Genomic DNA, 25,663 nt, shown 5'->3' on the forward strand with positions numbered 1-25,663 from the left:
AAAGCCACGTCGTCGGTCGGGTCGCTATCGCGCCCGCCGTCCGGGCCTATGCGTGTCCGTGGCTAGCGCCGCTAGCCACGGCCGCAAACGGCCTTAGTACTTCACGCGAAGGCGGACGTAGTAGAACCCGCCGTTGATGCCGAACGGTCCGCCCGAACGCGGGTAGACCTGGCCGTCGTTCAGCCCGCCCGACAGCGCGTAGATCGGGTTCACCGGCGATGCCGCGATCTTGTCGGGATAGACGTTGAACAGGTTGTTCGCGCCCACCGTCAGCGTGAAATGATCGGCAAAGGTGTAGCTCGCGTCGAGGTCGAACAGCGTCTTGGCACCGAAGATCTGCGACGGCGGCGCCGTGGTCGCACCGGCAACCGGGGCCACCAGGTTATACTCGAGCGCGTTCGACCAGCTGCCATAATAGTTGGCACGGGCGTTGACCGAGAAACCGCCGACCTGCCACCCGGCCGACGCAGTGATGCGGTGCTGGGGAGCCAGGTTGGCGATGTTGTACTGCTGCTGCAGGCTGACCAGCTGGGTGCCGGTCGTCGTCAGCTTGATGTTCTTCGACTTCAGGTTGTTGTAGCTGTACGCCAGCGTGAAGTTCAGCGGACCGCCCATCAGCTCGGTGCGGTAGTTGGCGACCGCCTCGATCCCCTTCGACGACACATCGAAGCCGTTGGTGAAGTAGTTGACGACACCGCCGAGGCCGACCGTCGCGAGCGCGGGCAGCGCCGTGATGTTCGCCGCGGTCACCGTGTAGTTCTGCGAGATGCCGATGCGGTTCTTGATCTCGATGATATAGCCATCGACCGTCAGCGACAGGCGGCTCGTCGGCTTCAGCACGATACCCGCGCCGAAGTTGGTCGAACGTTCGGGTGCCAGCGACCCCGCGCCATAGAATTGCGCGATCGCGCTCGTCGTCGGATAGGTGCCGGTCTGCACCTGGTTGCCGCCGAGGAAGTTCGTCGTCACGACCTGGGTGTTGTTCTGGCCCGGCGACGGTGCGTGGAACCCGGTGCCGACCGTCGCGCGCAGCGAGACCGCGTCGGACACGCGCCACAGCGCATTCGCCTTGCCGACGACGACGCCGCCGAAGGTGTTGTAGTTCTCGTAACGACCCGCAAGGCCGATGGTCAGCGCCTTGGTCACATCGGCTTCGGCCCCCACGTAAATGCCCCAGTTCGACTGCGTCGCCGCGCCCGCAAAGTTCGGGCTGACGCCGCCATAGCCGCTCGCGGCAGGACTCTGGGTCGCGGTGATGCCGGCGGCGGTGTAAACCGCAGGGGTCGCGCCGACGGCCGGGGTCACGAGGTTGTAGAGCGTCTGCGAAGCGTACGGCCCAGCGGCATAGGACTGCACATCGCCGACCGTCTTTTCATAACGTTCGCGGCGATATTCGGCACCCGCCGACAGCGTGATCGGGCTGTCGAAGCCGACTTCGAGCGGATAGGTGAAATCGGCGTTGAGCACCGTTTCGCCCTGGATCAGCTTGCCGAACTTGAAGCTCGTCTGGCTCTGCGGACCGAACGACGCCGACAGCGAATTGGTCATCGACAGGTCGAGCGAGTTGCGGCTCAGCGACGCCGAAATGTCATAGGTAAAGCCGCTGTCCGACTTGCCCTTGAACCCCAGCGTCCCATAGGCTTGGTCGACCACGCCGATAAAGCGCGGCGTGAAACCGCCCGGATAGACCGTGGCGAAGCTGAACGTGTTCGCGTCGTTGACGAACCCGCCGGTCGGGCAGGTCGCGACGCTGGCGGCGGGGCACGCCGTCAGGAAGATCGGGTTGAACGATCCGTTGCGGTTCAGCGTCACCGTCGAGTTCGACGTGCCATCGAAGCGGACGAAGCCGCCATTGGTCTGCGACGGACGATAGTTGAAGCTCTGGTTGGTGTCGCTGTGCGCCAGATTGCCGGTGAAATAGATCTGGCTCTGCGCGCCGACGTCGACCGCGGCGTTGAGGAACAGCTTGTACCCGGTCCCCGGCGACGTGCCCCAGATCTGCGCCGGGTTCGGCACCGCAACATTGGGCAGGTTCGCCTGGATGGTGATCGCACTGGCGCGCGTCACGCCGCGGCTGGTCTGGCCCTGGTCGTACCATTCGCCGGCCAGGCTGATAAAGCCGCGGTCGCCGATCTTCAGCCCGCCATAGCCCGACAGGATCTTGCTGACGCCGTCGCCGCGATAGGTCTTGCCGTACAGGCCCTGTGCCTCGAAACCTTCGTCGTTGCGGATCGCATAGTTGAGCACGCCCGCCAGCGCGTCGGCGCCGTATTGCGCGGTCGCGCCGTCGCGCAGAACCTGCAGGTTCTTGATCGCGATCGTCGGGATGTTGCCGATATCCGACCCCTGCGAGCCGAACGACAGCGCCGTGTCGGCACCGGTGTACACATTGACCAGCGCCGAGCGGTTATAGCGCTTGCCGTTGATCATCACGAGGATCTGGTCGGCACCCAGCCCGCGCAGCGACGGTGCGCGCACAAAGGTCGAGGCGTCCGAAATCGTGTTCTGCGGCACGAAGAACGACGGCACCAGGTTCTTGATCGTGTCGAGCATGTTGACCTGCGGGCTCGCGGCCAGGTCGGTCGCGCCGATCACGTCGATGGGCGACGCCGAATCGGTCACCGAACGATCGGTACGACGCGTGCCGATAACGATGATGTCCTGTCCGGCGGGCGCTTCCTCGGCCGCCTGCGGCGTGGCCTGCGGTGTCTGGGCGAAGGCCGGAGCCGAAACCATGGCCGCAGCCGAAAGCGAAGCGAGCATCAGCGCGCGATAGGAAATCATTTTGGCCATCCCCGAATATATGTCGTGCCCCCGTTGAGGCCGATACGGCTAAATGCGGGGGACAAGCATCGATTGCAATAAAGTGTCGAACGGATTGCATCGATTGCAAGAACTGTGTTGCCGGGGAGACACAGGTGCGGCGCGGACGGTGGATTGTTGCGCGGGGGACGGGGCATATCGGGACAGGGCGTGTGCGCGAGTCACACTGCTAGCGTAACAGTGCGGGCTTTGTCGGCGTGACATCTCGCTCCATTATGGACGGACTTTCCTCGAAACTGATTGCATCGCTGAATCGTCGACCGTAGGCGTTTGCAAGCCCAGTTTTCAGGATAAGTGGTGGTGAAGTTCATCGAGGACCAGACTGCCCAAAAACTGCGGGGTGGCTATTATACGCCGCTTGACCTCGCCGCTTTCATTTCTCGATGGGTCCGAGACTTGGAGCCAAAGCGGGTCTTAGAACCGAGCTGCGGTAACGGTGCTTTTTTCCAGGCGATGGGTGATGTGGGCGGTTTCGGCGAGGCCAAGGTCATTGGCTTCGAGCTAGATGCGGCTGAAGCCCGCAAGGCTTCGCAGAAGGCGAATGAAGCCGGTCTTCCGAACGTCGATGTCCGCGCAAGTGATTTTCTTGCTTGGGCAATTGGCAATATGGAAGAGGGCGGCGAGCGGTTCGACGCCGTAGTCGGTAACCCGCCGTTCGTTCGGTATCAGTTTCTCCCACCTGCGTTTCAGGCGCGTGCTGGTCGCATCTTCGATCAGCTCGACCTCAAGTTTACAAAGCACACCAATGCGTGGGTTCCGTTCATCTTGGCATCGATGTCGTTGCTCCGCCCAGGTGGGCGACTTGCGATGGTCGTCCCTGCAGAGATCATTCACGTTACACACGCGCAATCATTGCGTAGGTACCTCGGCAAAGAATGCCGCCGCCTCGTCATCGTCGATCCCGAAGAACTGTGGTTCGACGGCACCTTGCAGGGCGCGGTGATCCTGATGGCTGAGAAGCGCAGTGGGCCGAGGCAGAAGGCCGAGGGACTCGGCATGGTTCCGGTGCGCGGTCGCGAGTTTCTTCGTCGCTCCCCGGCGGAACTCTTCGCCGCGCCACAGTCGATCAACGGCAAGACGGTCGCCGGAAAATGGACTCGGGCGCTGCTTGACCTTGAGACGCGGGACCTTTTCGATGAGTTGGAGCGCCACCCCGACGTCCACCGGTTTGAAGATATCGCGCGAGTCGACGTCGGTATCGTGACTGGTGCGAACAAGTTCTTCCTTGTCTCCGATGAGGTCGTCGAGACGTACGGACTCGGAAAGTACGCCCACCCAATGTTTGGTCGGAGCGAACACTGTCCTGGCGTGATCTACGACCAGAGGCAACACGCCGCCAATGCCGAGAAGGGTAACCCAACCAATTTCCTGTGGTTCGACGATGCTCCAGCTAAGATGAAAAGTGGGCCGCGCCGATACATCGAGTTAGGGGAGCGTGAGAGCCTGCACACCCGCTACAAGTGTCGCATCCGAGCGCCGTGGTACAAAGTGCCATCGGTCTACTCGACCGAAATTGGTATGTTGAAACGGTCGCACAACACCCCTCGCCTGATCCTCAACCGTGTCGGTGCCTACACAACGGACACGGCCTACCGCATCCGCACCACCGACGTCGCGGGCGAGCGGCTCGTTGGCTGCTTCCTCAATCCGCTGACTGCACTCAGCGCAGAGCTGGAAGGCCGCCACTACGGTGGGGGCGTGCTGGAGCTGATCCCGTCCGAGATCGAGAGGCTCATGATCCCACTGCCTGCGAATGCGGACATAGATATTGAGGCTCTGGATACTTCCATCCGCACCCGCCCCACGCACGAGACGCTCGAACGACAGGGTAACGCAGTTCTCGGCGCTCTCGGCATATCGGCGGCGAAGCAAGCGAGCGCGCTGGAGGGGTGGCGGAAGCTCCGCGATCGACGGCACCGCACGTCTACCGAGGCGCTTGACGCCTAATTGATCTCAATCACAAAGCGGGCTTGCGGATTGAAAGGCTGGTATAGCCTCAACGAGCGACCGACTAACCCCGGCTGCTTTATGTGACTGGTCGCACTGGCCCAGTGTAGGCCAGTTGTATAGTTTCCTTGGCCTGCTGCCCACGTCGGTTTGTGACTCAGAGACAGGTCGAAGTCGCCTACATACACACCCGCGATGATCAGTGAAATTGGAACGCCTGCCACATCTTTCTGTTTGGCGGCATCATACACCCAAATCAGTTGTGAAAAGACTTGGTTGCGGAAGTATGTCTTCTGGTCGATTGTCTGGCCATTCACTTGGTATCCCGCCTGCGTCAATCTCAGCACCCCTGGAACATTACTGCTCTGATTGAGCTGCAAGTCCGAAAATGGGAGGCTTGGTTTTACCCAAACCAACTGACCAAATGTCGGTGGGGCGAAGACAGTGAGCGCGCCGCCGCCCATAATGGGTGGCTTCGGCTTCCGGGGCTTCTTCTTTGGGGCAGGGGTTAGCGGAAGGCTAATCGGTAGCTTACTTGTCTGAGGTCCCTGTTTGCCTGCACCGTAAGCGGTCTGCGTCTTCGGGTTTCGCTCGTCCTCCAGCAAGCCCTGCCTCATCAAATCGATTATCTGGCGACCTGAGATGATCGGGAAACAATGAACCGGGTGGTTAGCTACAAGGTCCTGAAAGCCGTTGAGAAAGCTATCGACAAAGTCGTTGTCTGACTGACTGTTCAGATCGAGCTCGAGGTCGGCGCCAGCCTCGATGTTATTGAACAGGCCAGCGTGCGTGAGATTCGCGCTGCCGATAACCGCCCGCGCCCGAGCGTTGCCCTTTGCCAAAAAGAGTTTGGGATGGAAGATGCGGCTCCGGGTGGCCGTGTCCACGCCGTACAAGGTCACACCGAGCCGTAACAGTGCAGCTAGCGCCTGCGCGGTGGTCGAGCCGTTTCTCACGCCAATAAAGGCCTGGCACTGCCCGGCGACCGGCGCCAGCACCGCTGAAACGGCACCTACGCCTGCCGCATTGGCGAATGCCGAAGACAAAAGTAGTTCTGTCATCCAAGGCTCACCGACCAGAGAGGTCAACTGATGCACATGCCGATGACCTGCGGTCACAGGCTGAAAAATTGGTCGAACTTGTGCCATGTCGCGCCACTTTGTTGAGCGGCGTTACTAATGGGGAAATATCAAGCTTGCCACCCTTCTATTCATAGAACTTATCCACCGTTTTGACGCCGCCGATCTTGTCTTGAACGACACGCTGGCCGATACATTGACCCGCGCCGAGCTGGGCTTTCCGGCACCGGTCGAGGGAGGCGATGCAGACGGCGATGACTGACCTGTTCGGCAATCCCGACGGCCATAACCCGTTCAACGCGCAGCACAGCCTGTTCGGCGATTCCGAGAACCTGATCCCGCACCCCAAAGCACCCGACATCCTGCCCGACCCGGACAGGGTGCGCGAAAAACTGCTCGTGCTGCTGGACATGGCGCGCACCGCCGAACGCATGCCATGGACCGAGCGCAAGGCGCGGATGTGGCAGATCGTCTTTCCGCAAATGGCCAACTGGCTGCCCGAGCACGAGCGCGACCAGCTGCGCTTCGAATTCGCGCAGGAACTGGAACGGCTGAAGCTGGCTGCCTGACACGAAGAAAGCGCTTTCCTACACATTTTGTTTCCTCTATGTTCCCTTTCAATCTGGAAAGGCGCGGTGCACGACCGATTCGGGCACCGCCGGAAACGTGTTTCAGGTGTGACCTTTGTGACCTTTGCTCTCCGGCAATTGAGGAGCCATGCCCAACGTCGTTCTTGACAGCCGCCCTGCCCGTCCGTATCGGCACCGCTTTCCCGGCGGGTTCGCTCCTCGGGGCAACACTCTTTGACTTGAAAGTAGAGCCATGTTCGCCATCGTGCGCACGGGCGGCAAGCAGTATCGCGTTGCCGCTGGAGACAAGATCGTCGTCGACCGCATGGACGGCGAAGCGGGTGCGCGCATCACGCTGGGCGACGTCCTGTTCACCTCGACCGGCGAAAGCGGCCTGACCGTCGCTGCCGAGATCGTCGCGCAGGCCAAGGCCGACAAGGTCATCGTCTTCAAGAAGAAGCGTCGCCACAATTATCGCCGTCGCAACGGCCATCGCCAGCAGCACACGATCCTCCAGATCGTGAGCGTCGGCGCGGCCGAGGAAAAGAAGGCGGCCCCCAAGAAGGCAGCGAAGCCCAAGGCTGAAAAGGCCGACGCGGCACCTGTCGAAGCAAGCGCGGAGTAAGGCGAGATGGCACATAAGAAAGCTGGCGGTTCGACGCGCAACGGTCGCGATTCGGCCGGTCGTCGTCTCGGCGTCAAGAAGTTCGGCGGCGAGCATGCGCTGGCCGGCAACATCCTCGTCCGTCAACGCGGCACCCGCGTGTGGCCGGGCCGCAATGTCGGCTGTGGCAAGGACCACACGCTGTTCGCGCTCGTCGAAGGCCGCGTGGCATTCCACCTTGGCAAGCTCGGCCGAAAGTATGTCTCGGTCGATATGCCGATTGCGACAGCAGCGGAATAACCGGCGGTCCGGAATACGGGTCGCCTCAAGGGTGACCCGAAGACCAGCTAAGGCAGGTCGTGAGGGAGCAAGGGTTACCCTCCTCCCCTGAAAGACTAACTCCCTCGAAACGTCAGCGCGGTGTCACAAAGCACCGCTACTGGCGCGGTCAAGGAGAGTTAAAGTGTTCATAAGAACCGAAAATCTGCTGCTGCGGCCCGGCTGGACCGAGGACGCGCCCGAGCTTTATGCGGCGATCGCGCGCGAGGAAGTCGCCTATACGCTCGCGCGGCTCCCCTGGCCCTATACGCTCGACCATGCCCGCGCCTGGCTCGACCGGCCCCGCGCTGCCGACGACGCGCACCTCCTCATCTACGAGCGGACCGGTAATGCGCCGCGCCTGATCGGCGGGATCGGGCTGGCTCCCGACGGGCACGACGTCGAGCTGGGCTACTGGATCGTGCCGTCGCACTGGGGTCGCGGCTTTGCGACCGAGGCAGGCCGCGCCGTCATCGCGATGGCGCGCGACACGCTGCGCCTCGACCGGCTGGTGTCGGGGCATTTCGTCGAGAACCCTGCCTCGGGTCGCGTGCTCCGCAAGCTCGGCTTCGCGGCGACCGGCACCACCGACCTGCGCTACTGCCTCGCCCGCGACGCGATGCTGCCCTGCGTCGGGTTCAGCCTCGACCTCGAACCGATGCGGCTCGCCGCCTGAACGCACGACGGTCGCCCTCGAGTTCGGCAAACGGAGCGTAGCCGCAGCGTTCGGCAACCCTGGCCGAGGCGATGTTGCCGTGGTCGATCATGCAGCGCGTCTCGGCGATCCCCGCCGCATCGGCCCAGCCGGTGACGGCGGCGATGACCTCGCTCGCAATGCCCCTGCCCCAGCTGTCGGCGGCGAACGCCCAGCCCGCTTCGGGATAGCCTTCGAGTTCGGCAATCCCGCGCTTGAAGTCGGACAGGCCGGCAATGCCCAGGAAGCCCCCGTCGGCGCGGTCGATCACTGCCCAATTGCCATAGCCGGTCAGCGCCCACATTCCCGCCGCCTGCCCGAACTTGGGCCAGGCGACATCGCGCGGACGCGGCTGCCCGCCGATGAACGCGGTCACCCGCGGGTCTTCCCACATCGTCGCATAGGGTTCCCAGTCGGCCATCGTCAGGCCGCGCAGGGTCAGGCGTTCGGTCGTCAGCGTCGGGGCGTCCATGCCCCGATCGTTACGCCGCCAGCGCCACCTGCGGCAAGTTGGCCGCGGCAAAGTCGCTGTCGTATTTGCCGATCAGCGCGCGGTCGTCGTGGTTCCACGGGTGGAAGCCCGGCAGGAAGAACGCCGCCCAGGGCAGGAACAGCCGGCGCATGATCCCCGGCGCACCGAACAGATACCATGCCAGCCGCGCCTTCGCCTTCCCGCCGGTGATCCCGTCCTGCGACAGCAGGTCGAGCGTTCCCGCCCAGCGCTTGGTCCAGAATTTGAAGCTGACAATGGTCATCATCATCGACTTGACCCTCCAGCGCTTGCCTCTGCTCCAGTCGCGCGTCGCGTGCAGCCAAGTGTCATAGGCGACGCCCTTGTGCTCGATCTCCTCGATCGCATGCCAGCGCCACATATCGGCAAGCTCGCGGTCGGCCCCTGCGAACATCTTGTCGTCGGCCAGCATCATCTGTGCCATGATCGCGGTGTAATGCTCCAGCGCCATCGTGACCGCGAGGTTGAGAATCTCGGGCCGCCCCTTGGTCAGCGCCAGCGTGTCGACGACGACCTGTTCGAGATGGTCGATCTTGTAACCCGCGTCGCTGACCCGCTTGTTGAACGAGACATGCTCGCGGCTGTGCATGACTTCCTGCGTGATGAAGCTGCGGATTTCGGCGGCGAGCTTGGGCGGCGTGCCGTCGCGGAATGCCTTGACCGATTCGACGAAGAACGCCTCCCCCCTCGGGAACGTGATCGACAGCGCGTTGTGAAATGCCGACCCCACCGGATCGCCGTTCAGCCACCAGCGTTTCTGCGCCAGATCGCGCCCGAAACGGCGGTCGCGCGGGGTGATCGTCAGGTCGGCGGGGGTTTTGGTGGCTACGCTGGCGGTCGTCATGCTAATGGCTCCGGTTCGAGCGTTGAATAGAGCTTACTTACATTCATGTCAATAGTCATTTCCACCGAGCGTAAACGCCTGTCTCCCGACGAAAGCCGCACGGCCGCGCTGGAGGCGGCACGCGAAATCCTGATCGCCGAAGGACCGCAGGCGGTGACGCTCAAGGCCGTCGCCACCAAAGTCGGCCGCACCCATGCGAACGTGCTTCATCATTTCGGGTCGGCGCTCGGCCTGCAAAAGGCGCTGGCCGCGATGCTCGCCGAATCGGTGTGCGACAGCATTGCCGAGACGGTGCTGAGCGCGCGCCGCGGCGAGGCCGACCCGCGCCTGATCGTCGACATGACCTTCGATGCCTTCGACCAGCAGGGCGCGGGTGCGCTGGCGACCTGGATGATCATGTCGGGCAACAAGGACGCGCTCGATCCGATATTGTCGGCGATTCACAACCTCGTCGACGAACTCGCCGATGACAATGAGGACGGGCTGATCAAGGAGGACACGCTGACTTTGGTGCTCATGGCACTCGGCGATGCGCTGCTCGGCAAGCCGATGGCCGACGCGCTGGGCCTTCCCCGCGAGGCCGCGCGCGACATCGCGTACAAGCAGCTGATGGCGTCGCCCGGCGTCATCGCGCGGATGGCGGCGGCCTGACATGCATTTCCTAGACCAAGCCAAAATCTACATGTCCTCGGGCACCGGCGGCCCCGGCGCGGTCGCGTTTCGGCGTGAAAAGTTCATTGAGTACGGCGGCCCCGACGGCGGCAATGGCGGCAAGGGCGGCGATATCGTCATCGAGGCCATCCCCGGCCTGAACACGCTCATCGACTTCCGCTACACGCAGCATTTCCGTGCGCCGCGCGGCAAGGGCGGCGCGGGTTCGAACATGACCGGCGGCGGCGGCAAGGACCTCGTCATCCGTGTCCCCGTCGGCACTCAGGTGCTGAGCGAGGACAAGGAGCACGTCCTCGCCGACTTCACCAAGGCGGGCGAGCGCCGCGTCTTCCTGCGCGGCGGCGACGGCGGGCGCGGGAATGCCAGCTACAAGACCTCGACCAACCGCGCGCCGCGCCAGCACGGTACCGGCTGGCCGGGCGAGGAAGCCTGGGTGTGGCTGCGGCTGAAACTGCTGGCGGACGTTGGACTACTCGGCCTGCCCAATGCGGGCAAATCGACCTTCATCAATGCCGTCACGAACGCGCAGGCGAAAGTCGGCGCCTATCCCTTTACCACGGTGCGTCCCCAACTGGGTGTCGCCACGCATAACCACCGTGAAATCGTAATCGCCGACATCCCCGGCCTTATCGCGGGCGCGGCGGACGGGGCGGGCATCGGCGACCGGTTTCTCGGCCATATCGAGCGGTGCCGCGTGCTGCTCCACCTCATCGACGCGACCGGCGACAACCCGGTCAAGGCGTGGCGCACCGTCCGCAAGGAACTCGACATCTATGGCGCGGGTCTGACCGACAAACCCGAGGTGATCGGTCTGAACAAGGTCGATGCGCTCGACGCCAAAGAGATCAAGGCGATTACGGCCAAGCTCAAACGCGCCACCGGGTGTGAAATCATGCCGATGTCTGGCGCAGCGGGCACGGGGATCGAAGTGGTGCTCGACCGGCTGAGTGACGCCATCCCGATGCCCGAAGAAGTGGCGCGCGCAGCGGGCGAGGTTGAGGGCGAATGGTCTCCGGTGTAGGCTGACGCTCAAGCCGGACGAAGCCGGCAGGAGGACTGCCATGAACAAGCTCGTCGTTGCGTTACTCGCCACTGCCCTTGCCGCCCCGCTGGTGCTCGACGCCGCACCCAAGCCCGATCCCGTCGCCGCCGCGCTCGCCAGCCCGACCCGCCCCGACGCCGACAAGGCGCGCGACGCCGCGCGCAAACCTGGCGAGCTGATGAAGTTTGCGGGCATCAAGCCGGGCCAGAAGGTCGTCGATTTCGTCATGGGCGGCGGTTACGCCACGCGCGTCATGGCTGGCGTCGTCGGGCCGAAAGGCGTGGTCTATGCGTTTCAGCCTGCCGAATTCATCGCATTCCGTGCGGCTTACGGCACCGATCAGGACGCTGTTGCCAAGGCGCTTTCGAACGTCAAACCGCTGCGCTCGTCGTTCGGCGCGCCCGCCATCCCCGAACCTGTAGATGTCATCGTGACCGTCCAGAACTACCACGACCTTTTCCTTGCCCCCTTCCCCGCCGACACCGCCGACAAGGCAACGGCGGCGCTGTTCAAGGCACTGAAGCCCGGCGGCGCGCTGATCGTCGTCGATCATGTCGCCGCAGCAGGATCGGCGCGCGAAGCCCCCGAAAAGCTCCACCGCATTGATCCCGCCTTTGCGCGCACCGAAATCGAAAAGGCCGGGTTCAAGTTCGACGGCGAGGTGAACATTTGGCGGCAAAGCGCCGATCCGCACACCGACAGCGTGTTTTCACCCGCGATCCGCGGCAAGACCGACCAGTTCGCCTACCGCTTCCGCAAGCCGAAATAATGGCCGAGGGCAAGTTCGAGCGCCACCGCCAGCCGTGGACCAGCGCCGAGATCCAGAAGCTGCATCTGCTGGCGAAAAAGGGCATGGCGCTGAAAGCGATCGCCAAAGCGCTGACCCGCAGCGAGGAATCGGTAAAGGATCGCGCCAAGGCCGACGGGCTGGGTATCGCGAAACTGCGGTGACCGCCGTCGATACGCGCCTTGCGGTTTACGGCACGCTGGCACCGGGCAAGCCCAACCATCACCAGCTCGACGGAATGTCTGGAAGCTGGGCGCGCGGAACCGTCCGAGGGCGTCTCGTCAACGCAGGATGGGCGGCAGACGGCGGCTATCCGGCACTCGTCCTCGACCCCGCTGGCGGTATCGTCGAGGTTCAGGTCTTCACCTCGGCCGATTTGCCCCGGCACTGGACACGGCTCGACGCGTTCGAAGGCGCGGATTACCGCCGCGTCGCCGTCACGGTCGCCACCGCTGACGCAGTTGTCGAGGCATGGATTTATGTGGCCGCCGGTTAGCGCCGCTTGAGGCAATTTCCAGCAAGGCCTTGCGGAGAGGCTTTCACGCAATCGCTCGACGCCACCCGCCCCGCATGCGTAAGGGCCATCAAATGCCCTCCCCCCTCGACATCCTCCATTCCACTTTCGGCTACAGCGAGTTCCGGGGTCGTCAGGCCGAGGTCATCGACCGCGTCATGGCGGGGGCGAATACGCTCGCGGTGATGCCCACGGGCGCGGGGAAGTCGCTGTGTTATCAGGTGCCTGCGCTGGCACTCCCCGGCACGTGCGTCGTCGTGTCGCCGCTGATCGCACTGATGCACGACCAGCTGCGCGCCGCCGAAGCGGTCGGCATCCGCGCCGCAACACTGACCAGCGTCGATACCAACCAGATGGAAACCATCGAGCGGTTCAAGTCGGGCGCGCTCGACCTGCTTTACGTCGCGCCCGAACGCGCGTCGGGCGGGGGTTTCCGCGACCTGCTCGACCGCGCACCGCTCGCCTTGTTCGCCATCGACGAAGCGCATTGCGTCAGCGAATGGGGGCATGATTTCCGCCCCGATTACCGCCTGCTGCGCCCGTTGCTCGACCGGTTCGGCCATGTCCCGCGTCTCGCGCTCACCGCCACCGCCGACGCGCACACGCGCGACGACATCCTCGCCCAGCTCGGCATTCCCGACGACGGACTGATCTTGGCGGGGTTCGACCGGCCCAACATTCGCTACGCCATGTCGCCGCGCCAGGGGACCACCAAGCAGGTCTCCGATCTCGTTGCCGCGACCCCCGGCCCCGGCATCGTCTATGTCCAGTCGCGTGCCGGGACCGAGAAGATGGCCGAGGCGCTGGGCGCGGCGACCGGCCGCCCGGTGCGCGCCTATCACGCTGGCCTCGACCCCGCCGTGCGCGCACGCAACCAGTCGGCGTTCGTCGCATCCGAAGACATGGTGATGTGCGCGACGATTGCGTTCGGCATGGGCATCGACAAGCCCGATGTGCGCTTCGTCGCGCACGCAGGACTGCCGAAATCGATCGAGGCCTATTATCAGGAAACCGGCCGCGCGGGCCGCGACGGTGACCCGTCGGTCGCGCATCTTTTCTGGGGCGCGGACGATTTCGCCAAGGCGCGGCAACGGCTGAGCGAAGTTCAGGAGGACCGGCTGCCCGGCGAACGCGCGCGGCTGGCGGCGCTCGGCGGACTGGTCGAGACCGGCGGGTGCCGCCGCGCGGTGCTGCTTCGCCATTTCGGGGAAAGCCCACCCGAGAATTGCGGCAATTGCGACAATTGCCTGTCGCCGCCCGCGCGCACCGACCTGACGCAGCTCGCGCAGAAGCTGTTGTCGGCAGTCTATCGCACCGGTCAGATGTTCGGCGTCGGCCACATTGAGGCGGTGCTGACCGGACAGGCGAACGAGAAGGTCACCAAAGCCGGGCATGACCGGCTGTCGGTCTTCGGCATTGCCGAAGGCGAGGAGGCCGCGCTGATCAAGCCCGTCGCCCGCGCGCTCCTCCTGCGCGATGCGCTCGGCCAGACCGAACATGGCGGTCTCGAACTCGGTCCTTCGGCGCGTGCCATTCTGAAGGGCGAAGCGAGCTTTGAGATCGCGGTCCCGCCCAAGACCGTCCGGCAAAAGCGCCGTGAGCAGGGCGCGGCCAACCCGGTCGGCGATCCGCTATTCGAGGCGCTCCGCACCTGTCGCCGCGACCTTGCCGCCGAGGCCGGTGTACCGCCCTATGTCATCTTCCACGATTCGACCCTGCGCGAGATCGCAGCGGCGCGGCCCGCGACGCTCGGCGAACTCGGGCGGCTGAGCGGGGTGGGCGCGCGCAAGCTCGACGCTTATGGGGATGCATTCCTCGCCGTCGTGCGGCAGTATTGATTTCGGGAGAGGCAAAAATGTTTCGCACACTCGACGACCGCGTTCTGGTCGCGCCGCAAATCGACGCGTCGCAGATCGCCGAGGCGGCGGCGCAGGGGGTGACGCTGGTCGTCAACAACCGCCCCGACGGCGAATCGCCCGACGAACCGCAAGGAGCCGAGATCGAAGCCGCCGCGCGCGCAGCGGGTCTCGATTATGTGGCAATCCCCGTCGGACACGGCGGCTTTTCGCAGCCACAGGTCGATGCGATGCAGGCTGCGCTCGACGGCGCGGCAGGCAAGACGCTCGCCTATTGCCGCTCAGGTACGCGCTCGACTTTGCTGTGGTCGCTGGCGCGCGCCAAGGCGGGCGACGCGCCCGCGACCTTGCACGAAAAGGCCAATGGCGCGGGCTACGACCTGACCCCGGTTGCGGCGTTGATCGATATGCTCGCCGCGAAGAAATGAACTGGCTGCTGCTCCTCGGCTCACTGGTGGGCGTGTTGCTGCTCGCAGGCGCAGCGCATTGGCTGGGCCTCGGCGGCGACGCGCGCATCGACCGCGACGAGGCGGTGCGGCTTGCCGAGGAACAGGGATTTGCCGTCGCTGATGTCGCGCTCGACCGCGCGGGGCTAGCCGCGCTGGTCCGCGACGCGCACGACAATTTCATGCTGATCCGTCGCCACGGCGCGCATTTCGTCGCGCAGCCATTGCGCGATGCCGGACAAGCGCGGCTCGACCACCGGTTTCTGTCGCTGGGGAAAGTCACGCTCGATCTGGGCGATCAAGCAGGCGTGTGGGCGGCGAACCTGCGGCGGATAGCGGCATGACCAAATTCCCCAACCCCGTCGACTACGCGGTCCCCGCGTTCGTCGCGCTGGTCTTTATCGAGATGCTGGTCGTCCGCCGCGCCTTTCGCGAACGGTACGAGGCGCGCGATACGCTGACCTCGCTGGCGATGGGCCTCGGGAGCACGATTGCAGGCGGGCTGACGGCGGGGTTGATCCTGCTGATGTCGGGTTGGCTCAATGCCCATCGCATCGCCGACATCCCCTACGTCTGGTGGGCGTGGATCGCGTGCTTCGTCCTCGACGATTTCAACTATTACATCTTCCACCGGTCGGCGCACCGCATCCGCTGGTTCTGGGCGAGCCACGTCAACCATCATTCGAGCCAGCATTACAATCTGTCGACGGCGCTGCGACAGACCTGGACCGGGTTCATCGCGGTCAGCTTCGTCTTCCGCCTCTGGCCGCTGCTGCTCGGCTTTCCGGTACCGATGCTGCTGCTCTGCGGAGGGATCAACCTGATCTACCAGTTCTGGATTCACACCGAGGTCATCGGTCGCTGCCCGCGCTGGTTCGAGGCGGTGATGAACACCCCGTCGCACCACCGCGTCCACCACGCGGTCAATCCGCGCTACCTCGACAAGAATTATGCCGGCGTTTTTATGGTCTGGGATAAATTTTTCGGCAGCTTCGCGAGCGAGCGGGATGACGAGCAAATCCGCTACGGACTCGTGAAGCAACTGGGCAGCTGGAACCTTCTGTGGAACGTCTTCCACGAATGGGCGGGCATTTTGCGGGACTTGTGGACCGCGCCGTGGCGCGCCAAGCTGATGTATCTGGTCGGCCCGCCGGGCTGGAGCCATGACGGATCGCGCGAGACGTCGGACATGATCCTGCGCCGCTGGGAGGAACGAGAGACGTGGCGGACAGCGAAGAATATGACATCGTCGTCGTCGGTGGAGGATCGGGCGGAAGTGCTGCCGCCGGACGGCTCAGCGAAGGCGGCAAATACAGCGTCTGCCTGATCGAAAGCGGCGGCCACAACAACATCTTCCCGGTCAAGGCACCGGGGATGATGCCCTTCATTCCCGACAAATCGAACTACCGTTACGAAACCGTGCCGCAGACGGGTCTGAACGGTCGCATCGGCTACCAGCCGCGCGGACGCGGCCTCGGCGGATCGAGTGCGATCAACGCCATGGTCTATATCCGCGGCTGTAAATGGGATTACGACAATTGGGCGGCGATGGGCGCGACCAGTTGGGGATATGACGACGTCCTGCCCTATTTCAAACGCGCCGAGCACAACGAACGCGGCGGCGACGCTTACCACGGCACCACCGGCCCGCTGAACGTGATGGACCAGCATTACCCGCATCCGGGCAGCGCCGAATTCATCGAGGCCGCGGCCTCGCTGCAGTTCCCGCGCACCAATGATTTCAACGGCGCGCAGTTCGAAGGCATCGGCATGTATCAGGTGACGCAAAAGGGCGGCGAACGCTGGTCGGCGGCGCGGGCCTATGTCGAACCGGCGCGGAATGCCGGACGACTGCACGTCATGACCGATACCTTGGTCGAGCGCATCGGCTTCGAGGGCAATCGCGCCACGACCGTCCACACCCGCCGGGGCAGGACGGCAGGCCAGGTCCGCGCGCGCCGCGCCATTGTGCTCGCGGGCGGGGTGTTCGGCACGGCGCAAACGCTGATGCTCTCGGGCATCGGCCCTGCCGACCATCTGAGGGCGAACGGGGTCGACGTGCTCGTCGACCGGCCTGCCGTCGGCAGCAATTTGCACGACCATATCGATTATGTCTCGGGGTACGAGACGCCGGGCATGTATTTCCTCGGGCAAACCCTGCGCGGCAATTTCCAGTCGCTGCTCGGCATTTTCGAGTGGCTGCGGAAACGCAGCGGGCCGCTGACCACCCCCTATGCCGAGGCGGGCGGTTTTGCGAAAACCCGGCCCGACATCGACGTGCCCGATGTGCAGTTCCACTTCGTCCCCGTGCTGCTCGAGGACCACGGCCGGACCAAGGTCAAGGCGCATGGATTTTCGTGCCATGTCTGCGTCCTGCGCCCGTACAGCCGCGGGACGCTGCGGCTGGCGGGACCGGACCCCGCTACTGCGCCGCTGATCGACCCGGCGTTCCTGACCGACGACCGCGATGTGCAGACCCTTCTCGCGGGGATGAAGCTGATGAACCGCATCCTCGAAAGCGCACCGCTGGCGCGCCACGGCGGGCGCGATCGCCACACGGCGGGCGTCACCGAAGATGCCGCGCTGATCGAAATCATCCGCAACCGCGCCGACACCGTCTATCACCCGGTCGGGACGGCGCGGATGGGATCGGATGCCGAGGCGGTGGTCGATCCGCAATTGAGGGTGCGCGGGGTCGAAGGACTCTATGTCGCCGATGCCAGTGTGATGCCGCAAGTCGTCAGCGGCAACACCAACGCGCCGAGCATCATGATCGGCGAACGCTGCGCCGATTTCGTGAAGGCGGCGCTGGGGTAGCGGCCTGCGTCAGTCGACCGGTTCGATCCGCACCAGCAGCGCCTCGACCTGCACCTGCGCGCCCGCCGTCGCGTTGAGCTCCGCCACCGTCCCGTCGAACGGCGCAGTGAGGGTATGCTCCATCTTCATCGCTTCGAGCGTGAGCAGCTTCTGGCCCTTGGTCACCGCCTGCCCCGCCACAACATCGACCGCGATGATGCGACCGGGCATAGGCGAGAGGATGTCGCCGTCGTGGGCGTGGTGGCCGCCCGCACTGTAGCGCGGCAGCCCGATGACAAAGCTCTGACCGAACTTCGTCACCAGCGCCAAGTCTGGGCCGGCACCCGATGAATAGGTGTGGCCGCCAAAATCCGGAACCTTGGCAAGCACATGGTTGGTTCCCTGCGACTGAAGAACCAGCGTCGTGTCTCTCGAACGGTTGAGGCGGAAGCCTTCGAGCAACTCATTGTCGCGACTATGTCGGGACTTGTCGGAATACGCCTCGATCAAATGCCGTCCCGCCTGGCCCAGTATTTCAGCGTCTGGCTCGGTCGGCGGGATCAACGCGTCGCCCTGCTCCGCGATGAAATTCGTCGTGACATCGCCATTGCGGAACTGCTCGCTATCGGCGGCAAGGTAGAGAAATCCTGCATTGGATTTGACCGGCCAGACAGCCGTGCCTTCAAGCGCACCGACGAGCGCATCGACCGCTCCAGCGCGGTCAGCCGCATGGACGATCAGCTTGGCGATCATCGGATCGTAAAACGGCGACACGACCGACATTTCCTCAACGCCGGAATCAACGCGGATTTCTTCGTCGGGCAGGCAATAGCGGTCCAGTCGCCCCGTGCTGGGCAAGAAGCCGGTCGCCGGATCCTCCGCATATAGCCGCGCCTCCATCGCCCAGCCGTCGATGCTCAGCTCGTCCTGCCGCAGCGGCAATGCCTCCCCACTCGCCACGCGAAGTTGCCATTCGACCAGATCGACGCCGCTGATCTCCTCGGTCACCGGATGTTCGACCTGCAGCCGGGTGTTCATTTCCATGAACCAGATGCGGTCGGCGCGCAGGCCTTCGCTGGCGTCCGCGATGAACTCGATCGTGCCTGCGCCGACATAGTCGACCGCCCTCGCTGCCTTGACCGCCGCCGCGCAGAGTTGTTCGCGGGTGGCTTCGTCCATGCCCGGCGCGGGGGCTTCTTCGATCACTTTCTGGTGGCGGCGTTGGAGCGAGCAGTCGCGTTCGAACAGATGGACGATGTTGCCGTGGGTGTCGCCGAACACCTGCACCTCGATATGGCGCGGGCGCTGGATGTATTTTTCGATCAGGACATGCGCGTTGCCGAACGAGGCGGTGGCCTCGCGCTGGCAAGAGGCGAGCGCGTCGGCGAACTCGCCCGCCGCCTCGACCTTCCGCATCCCCTTCCCGCCGCCGCCCGCGACTGCCTTGATGAGCACGGGATAGCCGATTTCGGCGGCGCGTTCGCTCAGGAACGCCGGGTCTTGGGTCTCGCCCATATAGCCGGGGGTGACGGGCACGCCCGCCGCCGCCATCAGTTTCTTGGCCGCATCCTTCAGCCCCATCGCGGTGATGCTGGCGGGGCGCGGGCCGACCCAGACCAGCCCCGCGTCGATGACCGCCTGCGCGAACTCGGCATTCTCGGACAGGAAGCCATAGCCCGGATGAATCGCCTCCGCCCCAGTGGCGAGCGCGGCGGCGATGATCTTCTCGCCCACCAGATAGCTCTCGCGCGCCGGGCTGGGGCCGATATGCACCGCCTCATCCGCCTGCCGCACATGCAGCGCCCTGGCATCGGCATCCGAATAAACCGCGACCGTGCGAATACCCATCGCCCGCGCGGAGCGGATGATCCGGCAAGCAATTTCGCCCCGATTGGCGATGAGGAGGGATTGGATCAATGCAATTCCTCCGCCGCCGGACGACTCGACGAAAACGGCATATTTGCGTGCGTTAACTTCACTAGCTTCACCGGGTCAGGCATAGTTTTCGATTCTCTCGGGTGACGCGAGGACATAGATGCGGTGCAATGAACATATCAAGAACATAAAAATCTGTCAAGCGAAATACACCGATCTGGTTTGTCGGGTGCGGTGGCATTCCTCCCCAGCGTAGCGCAGGGGAGGAATTGAAGCGCGTGCGGTGCGGATGATCCGGCAGGCGATTTCGCCCTGATTGGCGATGAGGAGGGAGGTGATCATTTGACGAGTTCAGCCCGCCACCAGGCAAAACCCAACGGCAGATTCCCAAGTTCAACGAAGTGTAGCCCAATATCCAAGGCGTCTCTCCACGAAAACTCTGCCGCTCCGTTTCCCGGCAGGAGTCGCACAATTCCCTTTTTTGGCGCCATCGGACGACCAGCATGATCCGTCCGCACGATTTCCGAATCTATTATCGAGCCGTTTCCAGCCCATTCGCCTGACGCAGCGCGCCAAGACTTTCCAATCTTTGCAAGATTCAGAAACCGGTTATCTTCGCGCACCAAGAATATATCCACGCTCGTTTTTTTCGTTGCCTCGCCAGCAAAAACTGCGGCACGGATTGCTTCCGAATTGACAGCGACATGCTCCGGCCAATCGACCGAAAAGAGCCAAGGTTTGGCAGCATTTTTTAAGCCGTCGATCTGAGATCGAAAATCGTTCACATCCGGAATACCCCGAACCGGGGCGCCTCCTCGACCGGCGCATTCAGCGCCGCCCCCAGAGCCAGCCCCAGCACATCCCTTGTCTGCGCCGGGTCGATGATCCCGTCGTCCCACAGCCGCGCAGTCGCGTAATAGGGGTTGCCTTCGTCTTCGTATTTCTGGCGGATCGGGGCCTTGAAGGCTTCGGCTTCCTCGGGCGTCCAGCGTTCGGCATCGCGGTGGACGGTCGCCAGCACGCTCGCCGCCTGTTCGCCGCCCATCACGCTGATCCGCGCATTGGGCCAGGTGAAGAGGAAACGCGGCGAATACGCCCGCCCGCACATGCCGTAATTGCCCGCGCCGAAGCTGCCGCCGATCAGCACGGTGATCTTGGGCACGGTTGCCGTCGCCACGGCCGTGACGAGCTTCGCGCCATGCTTGGCGATCCCCTCCGCCTCATATTTGCCGCCGACCATGAAGCCCGAGATGTTCTGGAGGAAGAGCAGCGGGACCCCTCGCTGCTGCGCGAGCTGGATGAAATGGGCCCCTTTGACCGCGCTCTCGCTGAACAGCACGCCGTTGTTGGCTAGGATCGCGACCGGCATCCCCCAGATATGCGCGAAGCCGCAGACGAGCGTGGTGCCGTAGAGCGCCTTGAACTCGTGGAATTCCGACGCATCGACAATGCGTGCAATGACTTCGCGCACATCGTAAGGCGCGCGGACATCGTCGGGGATGATGCCGTAGAGCTCTTCGGGGTCGTAACGCGGCGGCTTTGGCTCTCTCAACCCGACTTGGCTGAGCTTGTCGAAGCCCCCTACGAAAGAAGAAGAGCCCTTCGACAAGCTCAGGGAAGTCGGTGCGGCGGGCGGGTTACCCAAGTGACTGACGATATCCCGCACGATCGTCAGCGCATGTTCGTCGTTCTCCGCGACATGATCGACCACGCCCGATTTGCGCCCGTGCATGTCGCCGCCGCCCAGATCCTCGGCACTGATTTCCTCGCCCGTCGCCGCCTTCACCAGCGGCGGCCCGGCGAGGAAAATCGTCCCCTGGTTGCGGACGATCACCGTCTCGTCGGACATGGCGGGGACGTACGCCCCGCCCGCGGTGCAACTGCCCATCACGCACGCGATCTGCGGGATTTGCCGCGCGGACAGATTTGCCTGGTTGAAGAAAATGCGCCCGAAATGGTCGCGGTCGGGGAAGACATCGGCCTGAAACGGCAGATTCGCCCCGCCCGAGTCGACGAGGTAGATGCACGGCAGCCGATTCTCGAGCGCAATCTCCTGCGCGCGAAGGTGCTTCTTCACCGTCATCGGGTAATAGGTGCCGCCCTTCACGGTGGAATCGTTGCTGGCGATCATCACCTGCCGCCCCGACACGCGGCCGATGCCCGCGATCAGCGACGCGCCATGGACATCACCTTCGTACATGCCGTTGGCGGCGAGCTGGCCGATCTCCAGAAACGGCGATCCCGGATCGAGCAGGCGTTCCACGCGTTCGCGGGGGAGCAGCTTCCCCCGCGACACATGGCGCTCACGCGATTTCTCGTTCCCGCCCAGCGCGGCCTCGGCAACCTTTGCCCATAGCGCGTCGCGGAGCGCGCGGTTGTGCGCGACGCGCACCTTCGACGCATCGTCCTCGGCGTTATACGCAGTGGGCAGTACCGGCGCGCTCACGCCGCCCCCACCAGCTCGCGGCCGATCAGCATCCGTCGTATCTCATTGGTGCCCGCCCCGATGTCGAGCAGCTTGGCATCGCGGTAATAGCGTTCAACCGGCCAGTCCTTCGTATATCCCGCGCCGCCCAATGCCTGAATTGCCTCGCCCGCGACACGCACCGCGTTCTCGCTCGCCAGCAATATCGCTCCTGCGGCATCGAAACGCGTCGTGCGGCCCGCGTCGCACGATTTCGCCACGGCATAAACATAGGCCCGCGCCGAATTGAGCGCGACATACATGTCGGCGACCTTGGCCTGCATCAGCTGGAACGCGCCGATGGGTTTGCCGAACTGCTTGCGCTCGCGGACATAGGGGAGGACCACATCGAGGCAGGCCTGCATGATGCCCAACTGGATACCCGCGAGCACAGTGCGTTCGTAATCGAGGCCCGACATCAGCACCCCTGCGCCCCCGTTCGGCGGACCCATCACCTGCTCCTCGCCGACGAAGCAATCGGTGAAGACCAGCTCCGCCGTCGGCGAACCGCGCATCCCCATTTTGTCGATCTTTTGTCCGATGGCGAACCCGTCCATGTCCTTTTCGATCAGGAAGGTCGTCAGCCCACGCCCGCCCGCGCTCGTATTGGCATAGACGACCAGCGTGTCGGCATAGGCCGCATTGGTGATCCAGAATTTCGTGCCGTTGAGAACATAGCCGCCCTGAACCGCATCCGCCTTTAATTTCATCGACATGACGTCCGAACCTGCGTTCGCTTCGGACATGGCGAGGCTGCCGACATGGTCGCCGCTGATCAACTGCGGCAGGTACTTTGCCTTTTGCTCAGGGTTCGCCCAGCGCGCGATCTGGTTGACGCACAGGTTCGAATGCGCGCCATAGGACAGGCCGACCGACGCCGAGGCGCGTCCGACTTCCTCGCAGGCAATGACATGTTCGAGGTAGCCCAGACCTAGCCCGCCATCGTGTTCGCCGACGGTAATCCCGTGCAGGCCCAGCGCGCCCATCTCGGGCCAAAGCTCTTGCGGAAAGCGGTCATTGGCGTCGATCTCCGCCGCCAGCGGGGCAATGCGGTCGGTAGCAAAGCGCCGCGTCGTGTCGCGGATCATGTCCGCATTTTCGCCCAGCGCAAAATCGAAATCGCTCATATCGTTAAATCTCTCCGTCCGGCGACGATAGCCGAACCGCCGATACAAGCGAATCCGAAGTTGCGGGCGGCACTGCATCCCCCAATGTTGCCCCCGCCCCCTGCCCCCGCTAACCGCCGCGCATGGCCGCTGCCCCCTCCCGCCTGATCGTCAAGGTCGGCTCGTCGCTGCTCGTCGACGCGGGCGGCGCGGTGCGGCGTGAGTGGTTGGCGGGACTGGTTGCCGATGTCGCGGGCCGACACGCCGACGGGCAACAGGTCGCCATCGTCTCGTCGGGCGCGATTGCGCTGGGCGCGCGGCGGCTGGCGCTGGCCAAGGGCGGGCGGGCGTCGCTGGAGGATGCCCAGGCGGCGGCCGCCGTCGGGCAGATCGCGCTGGCTGGGGTGTGGGCGGAATTGCTCGGCGCGCGCGGGCTGACCGCCGCGCAGATTCTGGTCACGCTCGACGATCTCGAGGACCGGCGGCGCTATCTGAACGCCAGCGCGACGCTCGACCGGCTGATGTCGCTGGGCGTCGTCCCCGTCATCAACGAGAACGACAGCGTAGCGACCGAAGAAATCCGCTTTGGCGACAATGACCGGCTCGCGGCGCGCATCGCGCAGGTGGCGGGGGCGCAGACCGTCGTGCTGCTCTCCGATGTCGACGGCCTCTACACCGCCGACCCGTCGCAGGACGCGAGCGCCACCCGCATCGCGCGGGTCGAGCGGATCGACGCGCGGATTCAGGGGTTTGCCACCGGCGGCTCGCAATCGGGCATGGGATCGGGCGGCATGGCGTCGAAAATCGCCGCCGCCCGGATCGCGACGTCGAGCGGCGTCGATCTGGTGATCGTCTCGGGTACCGAACCCCACCCGCTGGCGCGCGTGGCGGCGGGCGCGGGGACGCTGTTCGTGGCCGACAAACGCGCCCGCAGTCGCAAGGCTTGGCTGGCCGGGCGCTTGACGGTGAAGGGCGAGATCGAGGTCGATGCCGGGGCCGCGAGCGCGCTGGCGAAGGGGGCGAGCCTGTTGCCCGCCGGCGCACGGGGCGTAACCGGCAAATTCGCGCGGGGCGATGTGGTCGACATCCTCGGCCCGCTCGGCACCGCCATCGCACGCGGGTTGTCCGAATATGACTCGGACGAGGCGATCAAGGTCGCGGGGCTGAAAAGTGTGGATATCGAAGGCGTGCTCGGCCACACCCCGCGCGCGGCGATGGTCCACCGCGATCACATGGTTCTGCTATGATCATTGCGCTCACCGGCGCGACGGGGTTCCTCGGCGGACACGTCCTGCGCCGTGCGCGCGAGGCGGGCCACGAGGTCCGCGCCTTGGTCCGCAAGCCGCAGCCACCGTGTGAGGGCGTGGAGTGGATTGCGGGATCACTCGGCGATGCGGCATCTTTGGCAACGCTCTGCGAAGGGACCGACGCCATCATCCATGTGGCCGGCGTAGTGAACGGCGATGCCGCGACCTTCGACCGCGCTAACCGGCTGGGCACAGTGGGGATGCTCGCGGCGGCCACGGGCAAACGCTTCGTCCATGTCTCCTCGCTCGCCGCGCGCGAACCGCAGCTATCGAATTATGGTGCGTCGAAGCGCGCCGCCGAGGATGCCGTCGTGGCCTCCGCCCTCGACTGGCGCATCGTCCGCCCGCCAGCGATCTACGGTCCGGGCGATACCGACAATTTGCAACTGTTTCGTCTCGCCAAATGGGGGATCGTGCCGCTCCCGCCCAAGGGCCGCATGTCGGTGATCCATGCCGACGATATGGCGCGGCTGGTCGTGGCGCTGGTGGAAAGTGCCGAGCCCCACAGCTTTTACGAGGGCGATGACGGGCTGCCCGGCGGCTGGAGCCATGCCGACTTCGCCCGCGCCATAGGCTCGGCGGTGGGGCGCAAGGTCGCGACGATACCCCTGCCCCGCCCCCTCGTCCGCGCCGGAGCCGCGCTCGACGGGCTGCTGCGGCGGGGCAACGCCAAGCTCACGCCCGACCGCGCCGCCTATTTCTGCCATCCCGACTGGGTGATCGAGCCGGTCCGGCGCCCGCCCGCCGATCTCTGGACCCCGCAGATCGCGACGGCAGCAGGGCTGGCAGCGACGGCGGCGTGGTATCGGGAGGCGGGGTGGCTATAGCAATCCGAGCCACTGCCCCACCGCCGCCGCCAAAGTCAGCACCAGTCCGACCAGAAACGCCCGGTACGCAGCCCCCAAGTATTTGTACTTCTTGTGCTGGAGCACCTGCCCGTTCTGATAGATGTCGCGCAGCATCGTGCGGTAGATCGTCTCGGGGTCGCGCAAACGGGTCAACACCTCGTCGGCAAATTCGTCCTCGCTGCGTGCGGTGTAATGGCCGAAGAACAGGATGTTCGGTGCCCCGCCCCCACCCTTGCCGCCGCCTATCGACGGCATGATCGCGAAGACCGCAAGGCCCGCCGAGACAAATGCCGACAGCGCCAGTACGACAAGCGCGGGCGACACCGGCCCGCGCGCCGCCTGGTTCACCGAGATCGTGAAGACGACGAAGGTAGCCCCCATCAGGATCGACGCTTTCTGGTCGGCCATTTGCGACAGGCTCAACCCGATCTGCTGGCTGGTGCGGACGAGATGGATGGCATCGGCGGGAAAGCTGCGCGGTGCATCGGTCATGGTCGGTTCCCCCCAGAGACAATCGGATTGCCCGAATGCTAGACCTGCCCGACTCCCGCCGCAATCGCT

General features: G+C 64.5%; 27 protein-coding genes. 17 read left to right on the forward strand and 10 right to left on the reverse strand.

Features of this window, described 5'->3' with window-relative positions; all coding sequences use genetic code 11:
- Positions 1-93: 93 nt before the first annotated feature.
- Entirely contained in the window at positions 94-2,784 is a 2,691-nt protein-coding gene (locus M0209_RS09840) for a TonB-dependent siderophore receptor (RefSeq protein ID WP_258888099.1), read from the reverse strand.
- A 339-nt stretch (positions 2,785-3,123) separates the two neighbouring features.
- Between M0209_RS09840 and M0209_RS09845 the strand changes: the two genes are divergently transcribed.
- Complete coding sequence (locus M0209_RS09845) at positions 3,124-4,770, forward strand: class I SAM-dependent methyltransferase (RefSeq protein ID WP_258888100.1); 1,647 nt, start codon at positions 3,124-3,126, stop codon at positions 4,768-4,770.
- On the opposite strand, the gene M0209_RS09850 is transcribed toward M0209_RS09845, so the two are convergent.
- Positions 4,767-5,831 carry a phospholipase D family protein gene (locus M0209_RS09850; protein ID WP_258888101.1) on the reverse strand — a complete coding sequence of 355 codons (1,065 nt, stop codon included), beginning with the start codon at positions 5,829-5,831 and terminating at the stop codon, positions 4,767-4,769. The two genes, M0209_RS09845 and M0209_RS09850, sit on opposite strands and share 4 nt — an antisense overlap.
- Before the next feature lie 272 nt (positions 5,832-6,103).
- On the opposite strand from M0209_RS09850, the gene M0209_RS09855 reads away from it, so the two are divergent.
- The 4 genes from M0209_RS09855 to M0209_RS09870 all read left to right on the forward strand — a co-directional run bounded on the left by M0209_RS09855 (position 6,104) and on the right by M0209_RS09870 (position 8,016).
- The gene (locus M0209_RS09855; RefSeq protein ID WP_258888102.1) at positions 6,104-6,418 is read left to right on the forward strand and encodes a hypothetical protein; all 315 of its coding nucleotides are present in this window, start codon (positions 6,104-6,106) and stop codon (positions 6,416-6,418) included.
- Between the two features lie 253 nt (positions 6,419-6,671).
- Positions 6,672-7,043 carry a 50S ribosomal protein L21 gene (gene rplU / locus M0209_RS09860; RefSeq protein WP_258888103.1) on the forward strand — a complete coding sequence of 124 codons (372 nt, stop codon included), beginning with the start codon at positions 6,672-6,674 and terminating at the stop codon, positions 7,041-7,043.
- Between the two features lie 6 nt (positions 7,044-7,049).
- Complete coding sequence (gene rpmA, locus M0209_RS09865; RefSeq protein ID WP_258888104.1) at positions 7,050-7,322, forward strand: 50S ribosomal protein L27; 273 nt, start codon at positions 7,050-7,052, stop codon at positions 7,320-7,322.
- A gap of 163 nt (positions 7,323-7,485) precedes the next feature.
- Complete coding sequence (locus M0209_RS09870) at positions 7,486-8,016, forward strand: GNAT family N-acetyltransferase (protein ID WP_258888105.1); 531 nt, start codon at positions 7,486-7,488, stop codon at positions 8,014-8,016.
- Here M0209_RS09870 and M0209_RS09875 read toward each other — a convergent pair.
- The gene (locus M0209_RS09875; protein WP_258888106.1) at positions 7,979-8,506 is read right to left on the reverse strand and encodes a GNAT family N-acetyltransferase; all 528 of its coding nucleotides are present in this window, start codon (positions 8,504-8,506) and stop codon (positions 7,979-7,981) included. The genes M0209_RS09870 and M0209_RS09875 overlap by 38 nt on opposite strands.
- A gap of 10 nt (positions 8,507-8,516) precedes the next feature.
- Positions 8,517-9,389 carry a metal-dependent hydrolase gene (locus M0209_RS09880; RefSeq protein WP_258888107.1) on the reverse strand — a complete coding sequence of 291 codons (873 nt, stop codon included), beginning with the start codon at positions 9,387-9,389 and terminating at the stop codon, positions 8,517-8,519.
- 45 nt (positions 9,390-9,434) lie between these two features.
- On the opposite strand from M0209_RS09880, the gene M0209_RS09885 reads away from it, so the two are divergent.
- The 10 genes from M0209_RS09885 (at position 9,435) to M0209_RS09930 (ending at position 17,523) form a co-directional block, all read left to right on the forward strand.
- Entirely contained in the window at positions 9,435-10,040 is a 606-nt protein-coding gene (locus M0209_RS09885; protein ID WP_258888108.1) for a TetR/AcrR family transcriptional regulator, read from the forward strand.
- Position 10,041: 1 nt separating this feature from the next.
- Positions 10,042-11,082 (forward strand): GTPase ObgE, encoded by a 1,041-nt coding sequence (gene obgE, locus M0209_RS09890; protein ID WP_258888109.1) that lies wholly within the window; start codon positions 10,042-10,044, stop codon positions 11,080-11,082.
- Positions 11,083-11,122: 40 nt separating this feature from the next.
- Positions 11,123-11,872 (forward strand): class I SAM-dependent methyltransferase, encoded by a 750-nt coding sequence (locus M0209_RS09895; RefSeq protein ID WP_258888110.1) that lies wholly within the window; start codon positions 11,123-11,125, stop codon positions 11,870-11,872.
- Positions 11,872-12,054: a hypothetical protein gene (locus M0209_RS09900; RefSeq protein ID WP_258888111.1), complete on the forward strand. Its 183-nt coding sequence runs from the start codon at positions 11,872-11,874 to the stop codon at positions 12,052-12,054. The genes M0209_RS09895 and M0209_RS09900 overlap by 1 nt, the downstream gene beginning before the upstream one ends.
- On the forward strand, positions 12,051-12,386 hold the full coding sequence (locus M0209_RS09905) for a gamma-glutamylcyclotransferase (protein WP_258888112.1): 336 nt from the start codon (positions 12,051-12,053) through the stop codon (positions 12,384-12,386). Before M0209_RS09900 ends, M0209_RS09905 begins: the two co-directional genes overlap by 4 nt.
- 92 nt (positions 12,387-12,478) lie before the next feature.
- The gene (recQ, locus tag M0209_RS09910; RefSeq protein ID WP_258888113.1) at positions 12,479-14,242 is read left to right on the forward strand and encodes a DNA helicase RecQ; all 1,764 of its coding nucleotides are present in this window, start codon (positions 12,479-12,481) and stop codon (positions 14,240-14,242) included.
- A gap of 17 nt (positions 14,243-14,259) precedes the next feature.
- The gene (locus tag M0209_RS09915) at positions 14,260-14,688 is read left to right on the forward strand and encodes a TIGR01244 family sulfur transferase (protein ID WP_258888114.1); all 429 of its coding nucleotides are present in this window, start codon (positions 14,260-14,262) and stop codon (positions 14,686-14,688) included.
- On the forward strand, positions 14,685-15,050 hold the full coding sequence (locus M0209_RS09920; RefSeq protein WP_258888115.1) for a hypothetical protein: 366 nt from the start codon (positions 14,685-14,687) through the stop codon (positions 15,048-15,050). Before M0209_RS09915 ends, M0209_RS09920 begins: the two co-directional genes overlap by 4 nt.
- On the forward strand, positions 15,047-16,033 hold the full coding sequence (locus tag M0209_RS09925; protein ID WP_258888116.1) for a sterol desaturase family protein: 987 nt from the start codon (positions 15,047-15,049) through the stop codon (positions 16,031-16,033). The genes M0209_RS09920 and M0209_RS09925 overlap by 4 nt, the downstream gene beginning before the upstream one ends.
- On the forward strand, positions 15,928-17,523 hold the full coding sequence (locus M0209_RS09930; RefSeq protein WP_258888117.1) for a GMC family oxidoreductase: 1,596 nt from the start codon (positions 15,928-15,930) through the stop codon (positions 17,521-17,523). Before M0209_RS09925 ends, M0209_RS09930 begins: the two co-directional genes overlap by 106 nt.
- Before the next feature lie 9 nt (positions 17,524-17,532).
- Here the strand turns inward: M0209_RS09930 and M0209_RS09935 are convergent, their stop codons facing one another.
- The 5 genes from M0209_RS09935 to M0209_RS09950 form a co-directional block, all read right to left on the reverse strand.
- Positions 17,533-19,419 (reverse strand): acetyl/propionyl/methylcrotonyl-CoA carboxylase subunit alpha, encoded by a 1,887-nt coding sequence (locus M0209_RS09935; RefSeq protein ID WP_258888118.1) that lies wholly within the window; start codon positions 19,417-19,419, stop codon positions 17,533-17,535.
- A 156-nt stretch (positions 19,420-19,575) separates the two neighbouring features.
- A complete protein-coding gene (locus M0209_RS17415) occupies positions 19,576-19,719 on the reverse strand; it encodes a biotin carboxylase N-terminal domain-containing protein (RefSeq protein WP_408988195.1) in 144 nt (47 codons plus the stop codon).
- Positions 19,716-20,162 carry a hypothetical protein gene (locus M0209_RS09940; RefSeq protein WP_258888119.1) on the reverse strand — a complete coding sequence of 149 codons (447 nt, stop codon included), beginning with the start codon at positions 20,160-20,162 and terminating at the stop codon, positions 19,716-19,718. Before M0209_RS09940 ends, M0209_RS17415 begins: the two co-directional genes overlap by 4 nt.
- On the reverse strand, positions 20,159-21,823 hold the full coding sequence (locus M0209_RS09945; protein WP_258888120.1) for a carboxyl transferase domain-containing protein: 1,665 nt from the start codon (positions 21,821-21,823) through the stop codon (positions 20,159-20,161). Before M0209_RS09945 ends, M0209_RS09940 begins: the two co-directional genes overlap by 4 nt.
- Complete coding sequence (locus tag M0209_RS09950) at positions 21,820-22,968, reverse strand: acyl-CoA dehydrogenase family protein (RefSeq protein WP_258888121.1); 1,149 nt, start codon at positions 22,966-22,968, stop codon at positions 21,820-21,822. Before M0209_RS09950 ends, M0209_RS09945 begins: the two co-directional genes overlap by 4 nt.
- A 122-nt stretch (positions 22,969-23,090) precedes the next feature.
- Here M0209_RS09950 and proB point away from each other — a divergent pair, with 122 nt between their 5' ends.
- Both proB and M0209_RS09960 read left to right on the forward strand, forming a co-directional pair.
- Positions 23,091-24,194, forward strand: coding sequence for a glutamate 5-kinase (gene proB, locus M0209_RS09955; RefSeq protein ID WP_258888122.1), 1,104 nt, complete (start codon positions 23,091-23,093; stop codon positions 24,192-24,194).
- Complete coding sequence (locus M0209_RS09960; RefSeq protein ID WP_258888123.1) at positions 24,191-25,081, forward strand: NAD(P)-dependent oxidoreductase; 891 nt, start codon at positions 24,191-24,193, stop codon at positions 25,079-25,081. Before proB ends, M0209_RS09960 begins: the two co-directional genes overlap by 4 nt.
- Here M0209_RS09960 and M0209_RS09965 read toward each other — a convergent pair.
- Positions 25,076-25,594, reverse strand: a complete 519-nt coding sequence (locus tag M0209_RS09965; protein ID WP_258888124.1) for a Pycsar system effector family protein — start codon at positions 25,592-25,594, stop codon at positions 25,076-25,078. The two genes, M0209_RS09960 and M0209_RS09965, sit on opposite strands and share 6 nt — an antisense overlap.
- Between the last annotated feature and the right edge of the window lie 69 nt (positions 25,595-25,663).

The organism is Sphingomonas sp. SUN039 (assembly GCF_024758725.1).
In the GTDB taxonomy this organism is placed as follows: domain Bacteria; phylum Pseudomonadota; class Alphaproteobacteria; order Sphingomonadales; family Sphingomonadaceae; genus Sphingomonas_O.

Bases quoted from the DNA above. Each gene is read 5' to 3' on its own strand.
- M0209_RS09885 (WP_258888108.1), top strand. From the start codon at position 9,435: ATGTCAATAGTCATTTCCACCGAGCGTAAACGCCTGTCTCCCGACGAA.
- M0209_RS09855 (WP_258888102.1), top strand. From the start codon at position 6,104: ATGACTGACCTGTTCGGCAATCCCGACGGCCATAACCCGTTCAACGCG.
- M0209_RS09915 (WP_258888114.1), top strand. From the start codon at position 14,260: ATGTTTCGCACACTCGACGACCGCGTTCTGGTCGCGCCGCAAATCGAC.
- M0209_RS09920 (WP_258888115.1), top strand. From the start codon at position 14,685: ATGAACTGGCTGCTGCTCCTCGGCTCACTGGTGGGCGTGTTGCTGCTC.
- M0209_RS09965 (WP_258888124.1), bottom strand. From the start codon at position 25,594: ATGACCGATGCACCGCGCAGCTTTCCCGCCGATGCCATCCATCTCGTC.
- obgE (WP_258888109.1), top strand. From the start codon at position 10,042: ATGCATTTCCTAGACCAAGCCAAAATCTACATGTCCTCGGGCACCGGC.
- M0209_RS09850 (WP_258888101.1), bottom strand. From the start codon at position 5,831: ATGACAGAACTACTTTTGTCTTCGGCATTCGCCAATGCGGCAGGCGTA.
- proB (WP_258888122.1), top strand. From the start codon at position 23,091: ATGGCCGCTGCCCCCTCCCGCCTGATCGTCAAGGTCGGCTCGTCGCTG.
- M0209_RS09875 (WP_258888106.1), bottom strand. From the start codon at position 8,506: ATGGACGCCCCGACGCTGACGACCGAACGCCTGACCCTGCGCGGCCTG.
- M0209_RS09960 (WP_258888123.1), top strand. From the start codon at position 24,191: ATGATCATTGCGCTCACCGGCGCGACGGGGTTCCTCGGCGGACACGTC.
- rpmA (WP_258888104.1), top strand. From the start codon at position 7,050: ATGGCACATAAGAAAGCTGGCGGTTCGACGCGCAACGGTCGCGATTCG.
- M0209_RS09900 (WP_258888111.1), top strand. From the start codon at position 11,872: ATGGCCGAGGGCAAGTTCGAGCGCCACCGCCAGCCGTGGACCAGCGCC.
- recQ (WP_258888113.1), top strand. From the start codon at position 12,479: ATGCCCTCCCCCCTCGACATCCTCCATTCCACTTTCGGCTACAGCGAG.
- M0209_RS09925 (WP_258888116.1), top strand. From the start codon at position 15,047: ATGACCAAATTCCCCAACCCCGTCGACTACGCGGTCCCCGCGTTCGTC.
- M0209_RS09880 (WP_258888107.1), bottom strand. From the start codon at position 9,389: ATGACGACCGCCAGCGTAGCCACCAAAACCCCCGCCGACCTGACGATC.
- M0209_RS09950 (WP_258888121.1), bottom strand. From the start codon at position 22,968: ATGAGCGATTTCGATTTTGCGCTGGGCGAAAATGCGGACATGATCCGC.
- M0209_RS09840 (WP_258888099.1), bottom strand. From the start codon at position 2,784: ATGATTTCCTATCGCGCGCTGATGCTCGCTTCGCTTTCGGCTGCGGCC.
- rplU (WP_258888103.1), top strand. From the start codon at position 6,672: ATGTTCGCCATCGTGCGCACGGGCGGCAAGCAGTATCGCGTTGCCGCT.
- M0209_RS09895 (WP_258888110.1), top strand. From the start codon at position 11,123: ATGAACAAGCTCGTCGTTGCGTTACTCGCCACTGCCCTTGCCGCCCCG.
- M0209_RS17415 (WP_408988195.1), bottom strand. From the start codon at position 19,719: ATGATCACCTCCCTCCTCATCGCCAATCAGGGCGAAATCGCCTGCCGG.